Source organism: Leucobacter sp. Psy1 (assembly GCF_020096995.1).
In the GTDB taxonomy this organism is placed as follows: domain Bacteria; phylum Actinomycetota; class Actinomycetes; order Actinomycetales; family Microbacteriaceae; genus Leucobacter.
In genome coordinates this window covers 3,027,657-3,041,353 of record NZ_CP083692.1, presented here as the reverse complement: position 1 = coordinate 3,041,353, position 13,697 = coordinate 3,027,657, and the positions used below count along the sequence as shown (strand labels likewise).

Below are 13,697 nucleotides of genomic sequence, written 5' to 3'. Positions count from 1 at the left end.
GCCATGCCCAAGCCCGAGTACGAGTTCGGTCCCGTGGACGTTGTGCCCCACACCCCGTGCAATCCACCGATCGATGGCCTGTCCGAGCAGATCCTCGCGCGTGACAGCAACAGCGACGCCGTAACCCGCATCCTGACATTCGAGCCAGGCACTGACACCTCGCCGAACGGCGTGCTGACCCACGACTTCTGGGAGGAGGTCTTCATCTTCGAAGGGTCGTTCGTGGATCAGCGACTTGGCCGTGAGTTCAAGGCGGGCGACTGGGCCACCCGTCCTCCGGGAATGGAGCACGGACCGTGGAAGTCGGAGAACGGTGCCAAGATGTTCGAAGTGCGGTACTACTCCGCGGAGTCCCAGGAGCAGCCGTGAGCAGCCCGGAAACGGGGTCGCTGAGTAGCCGTCTCGGTGTGTGGGAGAACGCCCCGGAAGGGTCGGGGATGCGTCGAGCGATGGGGCGCTGGCTCACCGGTGTCGCCGTCGTGACGACCATCGATGAAGCGGGCGAGTATCACGGGGGAACCATCAGCTCGCTCCAGTCGATCAGCTTGGAGCCTCCGATCCTGATGCTCGCATTGAACTTCAACACGCGCACCGGTGAGGCGCTGCGTGAGAGCGGACGCTTCGGCATCTCGATCCTCGGGGGCAAGCAGGAGGCGATCGCTCGCCGGTTCGCGGTGCGCGGGGGCGAGCGCTTCGAGGGCGGCGAGTTCGAGGACACGCCGCAGGGGATCCCGGTGGTGCACGGCGCGCTCGCCCAGGCGGAGTGCTCCCTGTTCGAGCATCACGTCATCGGAGATCACGACGTCTACTTCGGCCAGGTGACGGCGTCCCGGCACCGGAGCGGCTCGCCCCTGGCTTTTCTCGGCGGACGTTTCGGCGACTTCCGTGACTTCGGTCACGAGGAGATGCCCTGGTCGTTCTGAACCTGTAATCTCAACGTCGGCTGCGGGCCTCGTCCATCTCGGGCGGGGCCCGCAGCCGTGTGCGCGGATGACCCCCGGGCGATGTCGGGCAACCTGCCAACCGACCTCCTTGCCGGCCCGCTAGAAGCGAGTGACCTGCATGGCGCACAGATTTCCGCATTGCGGGGACAGAGAGTAGTAGTGCCCCGCTGTGTCGCCAGGGCGCGTAGAAGGGGAGGGTGTGCGGTGCCGAGGCACCGCACACCCTCCCCTTGGGAGCGGAAGCCGGACCCTACTTCGAGAGGTCCACGTTCCGGGTCTCCTTCGAGATGAGCACCGAGATCAGGGAGATCGCCCCCATGACCGCGAGGTAGATGCCGATGGCGTACCCCGAACCGAACGCGTTGTAGAGCGCGAGCGCGACGATCGGTGACAGCGCGCCCGCGATCATCGAGGCGATGTTGTAGGCGACCGAGGTGCCGCTGTAGCGGACGCTGGTCGGGAACAACTCGGAGAAGAAGGCGCCGATCACCGAGCTGTATGCCGCGAAGATCAGCAACCCGCCCACGGCGGCGACGATGAAGCCCCAGAGCTCTGCCTGGTTCAGGAAGTAGAAGAAGCCGAACGCCCAGATCATGGTGGCGATCGAAGCTCCGATGAGCATGGGTCGCCGCCCGATCTTGTCGGCCCAGATGGCCATGATCGGAATGGTCAGCACGGCGACCCCCTGACCGATCATCACTCCGGCAAGTGCTTCTCCCCTCGCCTCGCCGAGGATTTCAGTCACGTAGGTGATGATGAACAGAGAATAGATGTAGAAGCCGGCGTTCTCGCCCATGCGCGATCCGATGGCGATGAGCGTGGGGCGCCAATGGTCGCGAAGCAGCTCGCCGAGGGGAAGTCGCCGCTTCGGGGCGGCTTCATGCTGCTTAGCCGCTTGCGAGGCCTTGAAGAGTGGCGTCTCCTCGACGTAGAGCCGGAGCACCAGTCCGATGAGCACGAGCACGGCTGACAGGCCGAAGGCGATCCGCCAGCCCCACGAGAGGAACGACTCCTCGGTCATCACCGCCGACAGGAGCGCGAGCACGCCCGCGGCCATCAGATTCCCGAGGGGCGGGCCGACGTTCGGGAACGACGTCCAGAACGCACGACGCGAGGACTCGTTCGCGTGCTCGCTGACGAGCAGCACAGCTCCGCCCCACTCGCCGCCGAGCGCGAAGCCCTGGATGAGTCGCATGAGCAGGAGCAGGATCGGTGCCCAAAGGCCGATACCGACCCACCCGCCCTGTGTCTCGAACGGCGGGATTACTGCGATGAGGGTGGTGGCGATTCCCATGAGGAGCAGGCTGGCGATGAGCGTCGCCCGCCGTCCAACGCGATCGCCGATGTGCCCGAGGACGATCGCGCCGAGAGGGCGTGCGACGAAGCCGGCGGCGAAGGTGCCGAGCGCGAGCATCGTGCTGACGATGGGGTCGCCGGTCGGGAAGTAGAGCTTGCTGAAGACGAGTGCCGCCGCGGTTCCGTAGAGGAAGAAGTCGTACCACTCGACCGCGGTGCCCGCGAGGCTCGAGAAGGCCACGGTGAAGATGTTGCTGTGCGTTTTTCGCTGCTTCGATGGCCGATCGGGGTATGCCGTAGCCGTGGTCATAGATATCTCCTCGTCGAGCTGTATTCCATCCAGAGCGATACCGCACTGTTGCCAATAGTGTATACAAGCAGTATTCGTGATGTCTACTGTTTGCTGACGCTTCCCGTCAGGTCGCACGGCCGTCCGGTCAGGGGCTCCCGGTAGGGTGTTCGCATGAGCTCAGCAGCGCCCACCTCAGGTATCGACAGCTCCGAACTCGACCCGGCCGTCCGGCCGCAGGACGACCTGTTCAGGCACGTGAACGGGAAGTGGATCGCGCGGACGAAGATTCCCGCCGACAAGGCGCGGTACGGGTCCTTCGCGGTCCTCGCCGAGAACGCCGAGGAGGCGGTCCGCGACATCATCACGGGAACGGATGCGCCCGCGCCCGGAGCCGGGGCGGAGACCGAGGCCGACAAGGTCGCCGCGCTCTACGCGAGCTTCATGGATACCGAGCGGATCGATGCGCTGGGTGCGCGTCCCATTGCTGACGACATTGCACGTGCGCTCGCCGTCACCTCGGTCGACGAGTTCGTGACCCTGGTCGGCGAGCTCGAGCGCGAGGGACTCGGCGGGTTCTTCGGCATGGGCGTCGACAACGATCCCGGCGACCCGAGCCGCTACATCGTCTTCGTCATGCAGGGCGGTATCGGGCTGCCCGACGAGTCCTACTTCCGCGAGGACCAATTCGCCGAGATCCGCGAGCAGTACCGCGCCCACATCGCGCGGATGCTGCAGCTCGTCGCCGCCGACACCGGATTGGATGCCGCGGAGACGGCCGATCCGGATCGCCTCGCCGAACTCGCCTACGACCTCGAGCGGCGGATCGCCGGGCACCACTGGGACAAGGTCGCGAGCCGGGACATCCAGAAGCTGTACAACCTGCGCACCTTCGTCGAGCTCCAGGAGCTCACCCCCGGACTGGACTGGAAGCGCTACCTGACGGCGCTCGGCGCTTCGGAGGACGCCTTCGCGGAGGTCGTCGCCGGTCAGCCCGACGCGCTCACCGGGCTCGCTTCGCTCCTCGTCGAGGAGGAGCTCGAGGCGTGGAAGGCCTGGCTCATCTGGCAGATCGTCCGTGGCGCCTCGGCACTCCTGTCGCAGGAGATCTCGCGTGCGAACTTCGAGTTCTACGGCACCGCGCTCACCGGTGCGACCGAGCAGCGCGCCCGCTGGCGCCGCGGCGTGTCCTTCGTCGAGGGATCGATGGGCGAGGCCGTCGGCCGCCTCTACGTCGGGCGCCACTTCGACGAGACGGCGAAGGCCACCATGGATGAACTCGTCGAGTACCTCATCGCCGCGTACCGCGAATCCATCGGCCAGCTGGACTGGATGGGCGACGCCACGAAGCAGCGCGCGCTCGAGAAGCTCGAGAAGTTCGTGCCAAAGATCGGGTACCCGGTGAAGTGGCGCGACTACTCGTCGCTGCAGGTCGACTCGGGGGACCTGCTCGGCAACTCGGCGCGGGTCGCCGAGTTCGAGCTGCGCCGCGAGCTCGACAAGGTCGGTAAGCCGATCGATCGCGACGAGTGGTTCATGACGCCTCAGACCGTCAACGCCTACTACAACCCCGGGTTCAACGAGATCGTGTTCCCTGCGGGGATCCTGCAGCCGCCGTTCTTCGACAAGCACGCCGACATGGCCGCGAACTACGGTGCGATCGGTGCCGTGATCGGGCACGAGATCGGCCACGGCTTCGACGACCAGGGGTCGCGATACGACGGCGACGGCAAGCTCACCGACTGGTGGACCGAGGAAGACCGAGCCGCGTTCGAGCAGCGCACCAAGTCCCTCATCGACCAGTACAACGCGCTCTCACCCGAGGGCGCCGACGGACAGACCGTCAACGGGGAGCTCACGATCGGCGAGAACATCGGTGACCTCGGCGGCATGGCAATCGCGTGGCGTGCGTACCAGCGCTCTCTGCATGGGGAAGAAGCACCCGTGATCGACGGGCTCACCGGCGCCGAGCGATTCTTCCTCTCCTGGGCCCAGGCCTGGCAGCAGGCGTCGCGGCCCGCCGAGACCGTGCGGCTGCTGACGATCGATCCGCACTCGCCGAACGAGTTCCGCTGCAACCAGATCGTGCGGAACCTCGACGCGTTCCACGAGACCTACGGCACGCAGCCGGGTGACGCCCTCTGGATGGACCCTGACGAGCGCGTCTCGATCTGGTAGACGACGCGCCGAACTCACCCGCAGGGTTACGCGGTGCGCGGTACGACCGTGAACCGCCGGTTCTCGAGGCTCGGGTTGGTCTTCCGCACGTCGGCGATGCGCTGAGGATCGATCCTGGCGCTCGCGACCGTCATCGCGCGCTCACCGGCAGCGGCGACCGTCACGCCCATCGGGTCGACGATCATGCTCTGCCCGGAGCAGCGCGGTGCGGTCTGCCCGCAGGCCGCGACATATACCGTGTTCTCGATCGCGCGGGCGCGCACGAGCGTGTCCCACTGCTGCTCCTTGAGCGGCCCGGCCATCCACGCGGCAGGGAGGACGATCACGTCGGCCCCCTGGTCGACGAGCCAGCGGCTCATCTCGGGGAAGCGCAGGTCGTAGCAGGTGGCAGCGCCGATACGGACCCCCTCCACATCGAAGACGAGCGGTGACTCGATGTTCGCCGGGATCACGGTGTCGGACTCGCGGAACCCGAACGCGTCGTACAGGTGGATCTTTCGGTACACGCCCGTGAGCTCGCCGGTCTTCGACAGGGCCACGAGGGTGTTGGACACTCGATCGTCGTCCGGGTCGGACTCGTTGATGCCCACGACAACAGCGATGCCGTGCTCGCGCGCCGAGTCGCGCAGCGCCGTGACGAACGGCCCATCGAGCGGCTCGGAGTGGTTCTGATCCGGCTGCGTCTTCTCGAAGTCGGCGTACATCGAGTACTCGGGCAGCACCACGAGGTGGCTCGTCGCAGCAGCTCGGGCGATGAGCTCCTGGCAGGATGCGAGGTTCTCCTCCACATCGGTCCCTGCGGCGAACTGGGCGACGGAGATGGTGGGGTCGGTCATGTCGAGGGTTCCTCTCGATCGACGGGGGTCGTGCAGGTCTCTCCCGATTATCCCGGGATGAGCGGAAAGTCGCACACCCCTACCGTGCGGGGAGCAGGCGTGATTGATCTGGTGTGACGTCCGAGGGCCCCGCGGCGATCCCCACCTGCCCGAAGAAGTCGTGCTCCCACCTGGCGGATGCGAGGAACGCCTGCCACATGCGCCCCCGAAGAGCCGGCCGGGCCTCTGACGCGAGCGTCGTCACGAGTGCGATGGCGGACTCGGTGTCCGCGGCGAAGGCCTGGTCGTCGTAGGTGGCGATCCACTCGGCGTAGGGGTGTTCGGGGTCGCGCGCGAACGCCCCGAGCTCGCCGCGGAAGAGCCGGGTGCCGATGTCGCTGTACATCCAGAAGCAGGGGAGCGCTGCCGCCGCGGCGACGGCGTACCCGTCCTCGCAGGATGCCACGAGGTGATTCGTGTACCCCGTCGTGATTGCGGATGCGGCTCCGATCGGAGCCCCGCCGAGACGGTCCCGGTGCAGTTCGAGCTCACCGATGAGGGCCCCCTGCGCCGCGTGTAGCCAGAATCGCTGCGCGGCGGGATCCGGAGCGAGGGTCGAGAGCCGCGCGAGCACCCGGGCGTATTCGCCGAGATAGATGGAGTCCTGCGCGACGTACTCCAGGAACGCGCTGCGCGGGAGGGTGCCCGCAGCCAGCCGGGTGATGAATGGCAGGGCGTCGGTCGTTGCACGAATGTCGGCGATGGCGTTCCACCACTCGGAGCGGATGTCGTCCGCGGTTCCCGCCGCCCCGTCGACGTCGCCGCGCCTCCAGAGACCGGCGAAGTGGTGAAGCGGACCGCTGCCGCGCCCGACGTCGAGGGTGTCCGATGCAGCGAGGCTCTCACGGAGCCAGATGCGAGCCTCCCCGATGGCCGCCGCCCAGTCGTCACCGCGGGCGATCCGAGTTGCGACGGCGGAGGAGAGGGAGCAGCCGGTGCCGTGGGAGTTGCGGGTGCGGATCCGCGTTCCCTCGAACGCCACGACCTCGCCCGCGGGGTCGACCAGTGCATCGGGCGACGCCGATCCTGCGAGATGACCGCCCTTCGCGAGCACCCGGACTCCGTGCAGAGCGGCGACGGCACCGGCCTGCTCCAGCATGGCGTCCCAGGACTCGGCGACGGGGCCGCCGGCGATGACCGCGAGTTCGGGGAGGTTCGGGGTGATGAGGTCGGCGAGAGGGAGGATTCGCTGGAGCGCGTCCTCCGCTTCGGTGCCGAGCAAGCGATCGCCGCTGGCCGCCACCATGACCGGGTCGATGACGACGACCGGCGGGCGGGTGCGCTCCAGCCAGTCGGCGACTGCTGTGATCACCTCGGGAGTACCGAGCATGCCGACCTTCACCGCGTCGATGCGCACGTCATCGGAGACCGCGTCGAGCTGCGCCGTCAGAAATGCGACGGGAGGAACATGCACCTCCCGCACCCCGCAGGTGTTCTGGGCGACGAGGGCGGTCACCGCCGCCATCCCGTAGCCGCCGTTCGCGGCGATGGCCTTCAGATCGGCCTGGATTCCGGCCCCGCCAGTCGGGTCGGTCCCGGCAATCGAGAGCACATTGACAACATCGACGTATGGTTCGCTCACTGCGACATCCCTCCGCTCGTCTCAACGAGATCAGGTTCGACGGGTGTGATCTCAGCCGCTGGTGCGGCACCCCGTGTCGTTGAGGGCGAGTCTAGCGCAGAGCGTTGGCCGCTGTCTCGGGGCTCGCGTCGGCGGCGCCACCGTGCTCGGTGCAGCGCTCGTCCCGGTGCTCAGGGCAGGCGACGAATCGGGCCCGGCAGGAGGGATCGGCGCAGTTCACGAGGGTGTTCGATCCGGATCCGCAGACCGCGCACCGCCCGACCACTTCGGCGGGGTCCCCCTCTTCGCCCCCGAAGTCGACGGTCTCGCGGCCGTCGAACACGGCGAGCGACCCGTGCCACAGCCCCTCGTTGCCGAACGCTTCGCCGTAGCGGACGATGCCGCCGTCCAGCTGGTACACCTCGGTGAAGCCGCGCTCGACCATCGCGGCGGAGAGGATCTCGCAGCGGATACCCCCGGTGCAGTAGGTGACGACCGGACGCCCTTTCAAATCGTCGAACGCACCGCTGTCGATCTCCTCGATGAACCCGTGCGTGCTGCTGACGGCGGGAACGACCGCGTTCTCGAAACGACCAACGGCGGCTTCGTACGCGTTGCGTCCGTCGAAGAACACGACGTCGTCACCCCGCTGCGCGACGAGGTCGTTCACCGCCTGCGGGCTGAGGTGCGTGCCGCCGCCCACCACGCCGTTCGCGTCCACCCGGGTTTCATCGGCGAGACCGAACGCCACCAACTCATCGCGCACCTTCACGCTGAGTCGAGGGAAGTCCCGCGAGCGGCGCCAGGGGGCGCGTCGGTCGACGCCGTGGAGCGGCTCAGCGGTGTCGTCGGCGAACCCGGTGCCGTCGCTCCACTTGAACTCGATCCCCGAGAAGGGGCCGTACTCGCGGGTGCGTCTTGCGTAGAGCTTGCACGCGTCGAGCTCGCCGCCTACGGTGCCATTGATGCCGTGGGGCGAGATGATGATGCGGCCCCGGAGCCCCAGCGACTCGCAGAGCTCACGCTGCCACAGCCGCACCGCCTCCGGGTCTGCCACCGGTGCGAACACGTAGTACAGCAGGATCTTCGACTCGCTCACCCGTCAATGGTATTCGCCCTGCCTCGGCACTTGCTCCGGCTCCCCGGCCGTGACGTCGACGGGTCAGTCGCCGACGGGTCAGGCGTCACTCAGCGCGTTCGCCGTGTGCTCGGAGGCGTTCGCGATGCGCTGCTGCTGCTCGGGGGTCCGGGCGAGCGGGGGCACCACTTCGTGTTCAGCGGTGACGATGACGACGTCGTGGTCGACGTGGTTGACCATCGCGTGGACGGCATCGATGAAGTCGCCGCTCTTGATGGCGTCGAGAATGAGGGCGTGATCCCGCTCCATTTCGGTGCCCGTGGCGACGTTCGCGAGCCGACCTCGGTGCTCGGGGGCGCGCAGCTGATCGTTGATGCCCGAGTAGAGAGAGGCGAGGAGTCGGTTCTTGGCCGCGTCGAAGATGAGACGGTGGAATCGGCTGCTGAACGCCGTGTCGGCGTCCTCGTTCACGAGTCCGAGCACCGGGCACCGGGTGCAGCCGAGCTCGGTGGCCGCCGCCTGCTCGAGTGCGGCGATGTCTTCATCGGTGCGGTGGAGTGCGGCCTGCTGTGCTGCCTCGACCTCGAGAGCTCGCCGGTAGCTCAGGATCTCCTCGAGCGTGAAGTCGGCGAGGTACTCGTTGAGCAGGGTGCTCGTCGGTGCGGACGAGCGCACGAACGTGCCGCGGCCCGGGAGCGTCTCGAGCATGCCGATGCTCGCGAGCGATCGCACGGCCTCGCGCACCGTCGAGCGGCCGACTCCGGTCTGCTCGGCCAGCTCGGGTTCGATCGGGATGCGCTCACCGACCGCCCACTCGCCCGTCGTGATCTTCCGTCGGAGGAACGCCAGAGTGGCGCGTGCCCGCTCAGATCCCGTGGTGATGGCCATCAACGCCTCCCGCTGCTCGTCGCCGAACCCCCAGTATAGGTCGCGCTCCCGACACTGCTCCTGGGGTTGCAGTATCGCGCTCAGGAAAGCAGGTGCGTCACAATGGCGGAATGTGCAGTCAGTCGAGCAGGGGTTGGTTCGTGGCATCCCGATGGTGGCATAGCGCGATCGCGGCCGTCATCCTGGCTGCCCTGGTGATCCAGCTGGTCCTAGTTTTCTCCGGTGGAGCGGACGCCAACTCCGGGGAGAGCGGTACAGCAGTGAGTATCCCGGTACGGCTGTGGCGCTTGTTCAGCTTCTTCACCATTGAAAGCAATATTGCCGTGCTGGTCGTGTGTCTGCTGATCGTCGCTCACCCGATGCGTCGCGGGATCTGGTGGGAAATAGCCCGATTGAACGCGCTGCTCGCGATCACGATCACCGGCATCGTCTACGCTGTCATCCTTGCGCCGCAACTCCAACTTTCCGGCTGGGCGCTCGCGGCGTCCATCGGGTTTCACTACATCTCGCCATGGGCGACCGTGGCCGGATGGCTGATCTTCGGGCCACGCCGACGCTTTCGCTGGTCGACCGTCGCCGGCGCGTTCGTCCTCCCGATCGCGTGGCTGGTCTACATCTTCACCCAGGGAGCGTTCACCGATTGGTATCCGTACCCATTCCTTGACGTCACCAAGATCGGCCTGGGAACGGCGCTACTGAACGCTGCGCTCGTCCTCGCGGTCGCTGCTGTGCTTGCACTGATCTACCGCCTCATCGACTCGAAGACGCCGAGTGCGCTTCACGACGCGCAGACAGGGGCCGCAGTTCCGTCGGTACCGTCCGATCGCAGCGGCACACCATCAGTGTGAACGGACATGCGCGCAGCTCAACGATGAGCCCACGGTAGCGCAAGCGCTACTCGTCGCCGAAGTCGATCGAGCGATTTCGCTTCCTGAGGCATGGGCGGTCAAGTCCGTGGGCGTCCCTGACGCAGCAGCGCCAGGATGAGGTACGAACCCAGCACCCATCGAAAGCGATCGTTTCCGGTCCATGCAGCGGAGTCAGTTGATCCGAATGAGGAGAGCGCTTGACCTTCCCCTTGAGGGAAGGCGTTCACTGGGTGTGAGTGTGACCAAGATCCCTCAAAAGCACACCGAAAGAAGGACGTGATCCCACATGACGCTCGATATCGCGATCGAAGATCGACAGGCAGTCCAGTACATCGGCGCTACTTTCAGCGCTCGCCCCTCGGAGTTCGGAGCTCCTGACGGCCCGAACGATGCGATCCCAAAGGTCTATCAGTGGCTGGAAGAGCACGGTATCGCGCCGCTCGGGGGCCCGCTCTACGTCCATCGGCACGTCGGGAGTTCCGATGACATCGTGGATCTCACCGTCGCAGTTCCGATCGCTGCCCCAGTAAAGCCCACCGATGGTCTTGTCCTCGGTGAGCTCCCGGCAGGCACCTATGTCATCGGTCATCACGTTGGCGCGCCCGACGCCATACCTGGAGCGCACGAGGAGATGAAGAAGTGGGCCGAAGAGCATGGGCATCGCCTCGATTGCCGAGAGGATGACAACGGGACACTGTGGACCGGTTACGCCGAGCACTTCCTCACCGATCCCTCGCAGGAACCGGACCCCACCAAGTGGGTCACCGATCTGCTTTTCAAGACAGTCTGAACGTTCTGATCCCTCGATAGGCTGTGCCACGAGGAGGGGCATGAGCGACCTGATGACGATTGGAGAGTTTGCAGCGTCAACATGGTTGTCGCCGAAAGCTCTCAGGCTCTATGACCAGAACGGGCTCCTCTCCCCGGACACCGTCGATCCTTCCAACGGCTACCGCAAGTACAGTCCCGCACAGATCGAGGTCGCACGTTTGGTGACCATGCTCCGGCGGATCGAAATGCCGCTCGAGCAGATCCGGGTCCTGCTGAGCTTGGCGGAAGACGAACGCGCCAGTTTTGTGGCGCGTTATCGTGAGGCTGAAGCTGAACAGCACGCACGGCGCCAATCTCTGGCTCGGTTCGTGGAGCATGCGGTCACACAAGGGTCTCTAGCCGGAGACGGCCAGCTCGGAGCTTCACGATTCGAGGTGTCGTTGCGAACCGTGCCGGAGTGCCCAGTCCTCGCATCAACCCGGCACACTTCCGCCCGGGACCTACCTGATGTCATTCGTTCTAGCGCGGCTCGACTCTTCCAACTCGCTGAGGGACGTGGCGGCGCGAGCGGTGGACCCTTCGTGATCTACCACGGACAAGTTGGCTGGGAGTCCGACGGACCCATCGAGGTCTGCGTGCCGCTGCACGACGCAACGCGCGCCCACCGAGTCGAGACTGAACACCTACAGCTGTTCACGCAAGTGCTCTCGGAGGACGTTCAGTTCCCGAGGATCCTCACCGCATTCGAGGCGGTCCAAGCACGTACACGCCAACTCGGTCTCTTACCCGCTGGACCGCCACGAGAGATCTACACACCAGACAATCGAAATTCGGTGCCACGGTGCGAGGTCGCGTTGCCGGTCACCACTGACGAGAGATGACCAAGCTCATGAAGACTGCCCTTCCCGCAGACTGCGGAAATGCCCCACGGATCACCATCGTCGGTGAATTCGTCACCAGCTGGGCCAAACGCGATACCGAGGCGATGCATGAATGGTTAGCTACCGACGCCGAGTGGAACGTCGTCGGACGGGGTGACGCCACCGAAGAGGACTCAGTTATCCCCTTCGTTTTGGATCACCTGCCCGACTATCTCGAAGTCACTTCGATCATCACACACGGACGACTTGCCTCCTGCGATGGCTTCATGAATGCTGGCTCACGACGGGTCCACTTCAGCCATGTGTTCAGGTTCGCAAGCACGTCGAAAACCGCCAGGATTAAGCAGGCTCGATCGTACATTCTCGAGAGCCCTGCCTGACTCTCAAGATCTACTCGGATTGAGTTGAGCAATGTCACGAGTGACCGCGCCGGAGAGCGCGCCGGAAACGAACGTTTTCGGTGCACTTATGAGGGCGCGAGCGACACCCCGAAATGTCGCGGATCTCGACCCACCGAAAGTGTCAACCGAAACCCATATGACCCGAAACCTGGCCCGTATCGTTTCCGGTTGCTCAGGGAGGGCATCAGACGCCGCGCTCCTATGCCGTGACGGACTTGTTGCCTATGGCGGTCGACCAGGCAAGGTAACTGCCGTTGAGTTCGGCGACGTCGTACCCGGCGTGGCGCAGTGCACTTGCCGCAACGCTGTTGCGGACTCCGCTTTGGCAGTAGGAAACGATCGTTCCGGCGTTTTTCGGTGGCAGCTGGTCCAGATGCCACATCACGCGGCCACCCGACAGTTGCGTCGCACCGGGAATGTGCCCATCGGCGTATTCGGTCTTGTTGCGTACGTCGAGTAGAACCGCACTGTCGAAGCCATCGAGTTCCTCGGGCTGGATGATCTTCGGGATTGCAAGCTCGAGTGTGTCGAGTGAGGTGATGAATCCTCGTACGCTGTCGATGCCGACGCGTACGAGGTGGTTACTGAACTCTTCCGCTTCTTCTCGGGAGGCTGCTAGCAGAACGAGTGGGCGGTTCTCGACTTCGGGGTTGTAGACCCATGCCCCAAAACTGGCGGCTTTCTCGACGCCCGGAATGTTGAGAGAACGTTCGACAGTCCCTCTATGGACTTCGGAGTTGTGGCGGGTGTCGACGAAGACGACAGCATTTTCCGCGAGGGCCTCGACGAGTTCCTCCGTGCGGTATTCATGAAGCGCCGGGGTCTTGCCGATAACAGCGGGGCCGACCTGGTTCTGCGTTTTCATGCGCCCGAAATATGCGTGGGCGTCAGGCTGACCGCTGAGTAGTTCATCAATGAAGCCCGGCTCGTCGTCGTTCTGCAGGTAGTTGCTCCACCACGAGAAATGGCGCTCGTAGCCGACCGTGGTGGCGGGGACCGCGCCGAGCGCCTTGCCGCATGCCGAGCCGGAACCGTGCGCGGGAAGCACCTGTACGTAGTCGGGCAGAGTGAGGAAGCGGTCGCGCAGGCTCGCGTACAGGTCTTTCGCCCCCTGGAACCGGGTGTCGATACCGCCAGCGGCTTCGTCGAGCAGGTCAGGGCGGCCGAGATCGCCGACGAACACGAAGTCTCCGGTGAGCATGAAGCCGGGCTCTGAGGTCAGCGCCCCATCTGTGATGAGGAAGGACAGATGCTCGGGGGTGTGCCCCGGCGTGTGCACCGCCTCGACGGTGATGTTGCCCAGGCGGATCAAGTGACCGTGCCTCATGCGTACGGCCGCACCCGCGGGCCCGTTGTCGAACTCTGTTCCATATGTCCAGTCGGGTCCACCCTCATCGGAGATGTAGATCGGCGCTGCGGTGCGGTGCGCGAGCTCACGGGTGCCGGAGAGATAGTCGGCATGGACGTGGGTCTCGGTGACACCGACGATGGTCATATTGTTCTTCTGGGCGAGTTCTAGATACACATCGATATCACGACGCGCGTCAACCACGATCGCCTTCCCATCGGCTTGGCAACCGATGAAGTAACTCGCCTGGGCAAGGTCCTCGTCATAGATGCGTTCCAACAGCATGATGTGTTCTCCTCTTGTTTCTCTCGGTGCACA

13 protein-coding genes and 1 riboswitch are annotated in these 13,697 nt (G+C 65.3%); of the genes, 7 read left to right on the top strand and 6 right to left on the bottom strand.

Translation table 11 applies throughout. From position 1 onward, the window contains the following. The first annotated feature begins 3 nt into the window (after nt 1-3). Both K8P10_RS14435 and K8P10_RS14430 read left to right on the top strand, forming a co-directional pair. A complete protein-coding gene (locus K8P10_RS14435; protein ID WP_224779582.1) occupies nt 4-369 on the top strand; it encodes a cupin domain-containing protein in 366 nt (121 codons plus the stop codon). Next, nucleotides 366-923 carry a flavin reductase family protein gene (locus K8P10_RS14430; RefSeq protein WP_224779581.1) on the top strand — a complete coding sequence of 186 codons (558 nt, stop codon included), beginning with the start codon at nt 366-368 and terminating at the stop codon, nt 921-923. Before K8P10_RS14435 ends, K8P10_RS14430 begins: the two co-directional genes overlap by 4 nt. A gap of 271 nt (nt 924-1,194) precedes the next feature. Here the strand turns inward: K8P10_RS14430 and K8P10_RS14425 are convergent, their stop codons facing one another. Further along, the gene (locus K8P10_RS14425) at nt 1,195-2,550 is read right to left on the bottom strand and encodes an MFS transporter (RefSeq protein WP_224779580.1); all 1,356 of its coding nucleotides are present in this window, start codon (nt 2,548-2,550) and stop codon (nt 1,195-1,197) included. Between the two features lie 153 nt (nt 2,551-2,703). Here K8P10_RS14425 and K8P10_RS14420 point away from each other — a divergent pair, with 153 nt between their 5' ends. Further along, nucleotides 2,704-4,707, top strand: coding sequence for a M13 family metallopeptidase (locus K8P10_RS14420; RefSeq protein ID WP_224779579.1), 2,004 nt, complete (start codon nt 2,704-2,706; stop codon nt 4,705-4,707). Between the two features lie 26 nt (nt 4,708-4,733). On the opposite strand, the gene K8P10_RS14415 is transcribed toward K8P10_RS14420, so the two are convergent. From K8P10_RS14415 to K8P10_RS14400, 4 genes are all read right to left on the bottom strand, one after another. Then, nucleotides 4,734-5,543, bottom strand: coding sequence for a carbon-nitrogen hydrolase family protein (locus tag K8P10_RS14415; RefSeq protein ID WP_224779578.1), 810 nt, complete (start codon nt 5,541-5,543; stop codon nt 4,734-4,736). Nucleotides 5,544-5,622: 79 nt separating this feature from the next. Then, entirely contained in the window at nt 5,623-7,164 is a 1,542-nt protein-coding gene (locus tag K8P10_RS14410; RefSeq protein WP_224779577.1) for a bifunctional hydroxymethylpyrimidine kinase/phosphomethylpyrimidine kinase, read from the bottom strand. Further along, a riboswitch (TPP riboswitch) is annotated at nt 7,155-7,248 on the bottom strand. It overlaps the preceding gene by 10 nt. A gap of 7 nt (nt 7,249-7,255) precedes the next feature. Continuing rightward, nucleotides 7,256-8,242, bottom strand: coding sequence for a rhodanese-related sulfurtransferase (locus K8P10_RS14405; protein ID WP_224779576.1), 987 nt, complete (start codon nt 8,240-8,242; stop codon nt 7,256-7,258). A gap of 78 nt (nt 8,243-8,320) precedes the next feature. Further along, on the bottom strand, nt 8,321-9,109 hold the full coding sequence (locus tag K8P10_RS14400; RefSeq protein WP_224779575.1) for a FadR/GntR family transcriptional regulator: 789 nt from the start codon (nt 9,107-9,109) through the stop codon (nt 8,321-8,323). Nucleotides 9,110-9,249: 140 nt separating this feature from the next. Here K8P10_RS14400 and K8P10_RS14395 point away from each other — a divergent pair, with 140 nt between their 5' ends. The 4 genes from K8P10_RS14395 (at nt 9,250) to K8P10_RS14380 (ending at nt 12,010) form a co-directional block, all read left to right on the top strand. Next, nucleotides 9,250-9,957, top strand: coding sequence for a Pr6Pr family membrane protein (locus tag K8P10_RS14395; RefSeq protein ID WP_224779574.1), 708 nt, complete (start codon nt 9,250-9,252; stop codon nt 9,955-9,957). Between the two features lie 307 nt (nt 9,958-10,264). Beyond that, entirely contained in the window at nt 10,265-10,768 is a 504-nt protein-coding gene (locus K8P10_RS14390; protein ID WP_224779573.1) for a GyrI-like domain-containing protein, read from the top strand. 40 nt (nt 10,769-10,808) lie between these two features. Next, the gene (locus K8P10_RS14385) at nt 10,809-11,630 is read left to right on the top strand and encodes a MerR family transcriptional regulator (RefSeq protein WP_224779572.1); all 822 of its coding nucleotides are present in this window, start codon (nt 10,809-10,811) and stop codon (nt 11,628-11,630) included. Next, the gene (locus tag K8P10_RS14380; protein WP_224779571.1) at nt 11,627-12,010 is read left to right on the top strand and encodes a hypothetical protein; all 384 of its coding nucleotides are present in this window, start codon (nt 11,627-11,629) and stop codon (nt 12,008-12,010) included. Before K8P10_RS14385 ends, K8P10_RS14380 begins: the two co-directional genes overlap by 4 nt. A gap of 220 nt (nt 12,011-12,230) precedes the next feature. Here K8P10_RS14380 and K8P10_RS14375 read toward each other — a convergent pair whose 3' ends face one another. After that, nucleotides 12,231-13,664 (bottom strand): rhodanese-like domain-containing protein, encoded by a 1,434-nt coding sequence (locus tag K8P10_RS14375; RefSeq protein ID WP_224779570.1) that lies wholly within the window; start codon nt 13,662-13,664, stop codon nt 12,231-12,233. Between the last annotated feature and the right edge of the window lie 33 nt (nt 13,665-13,697).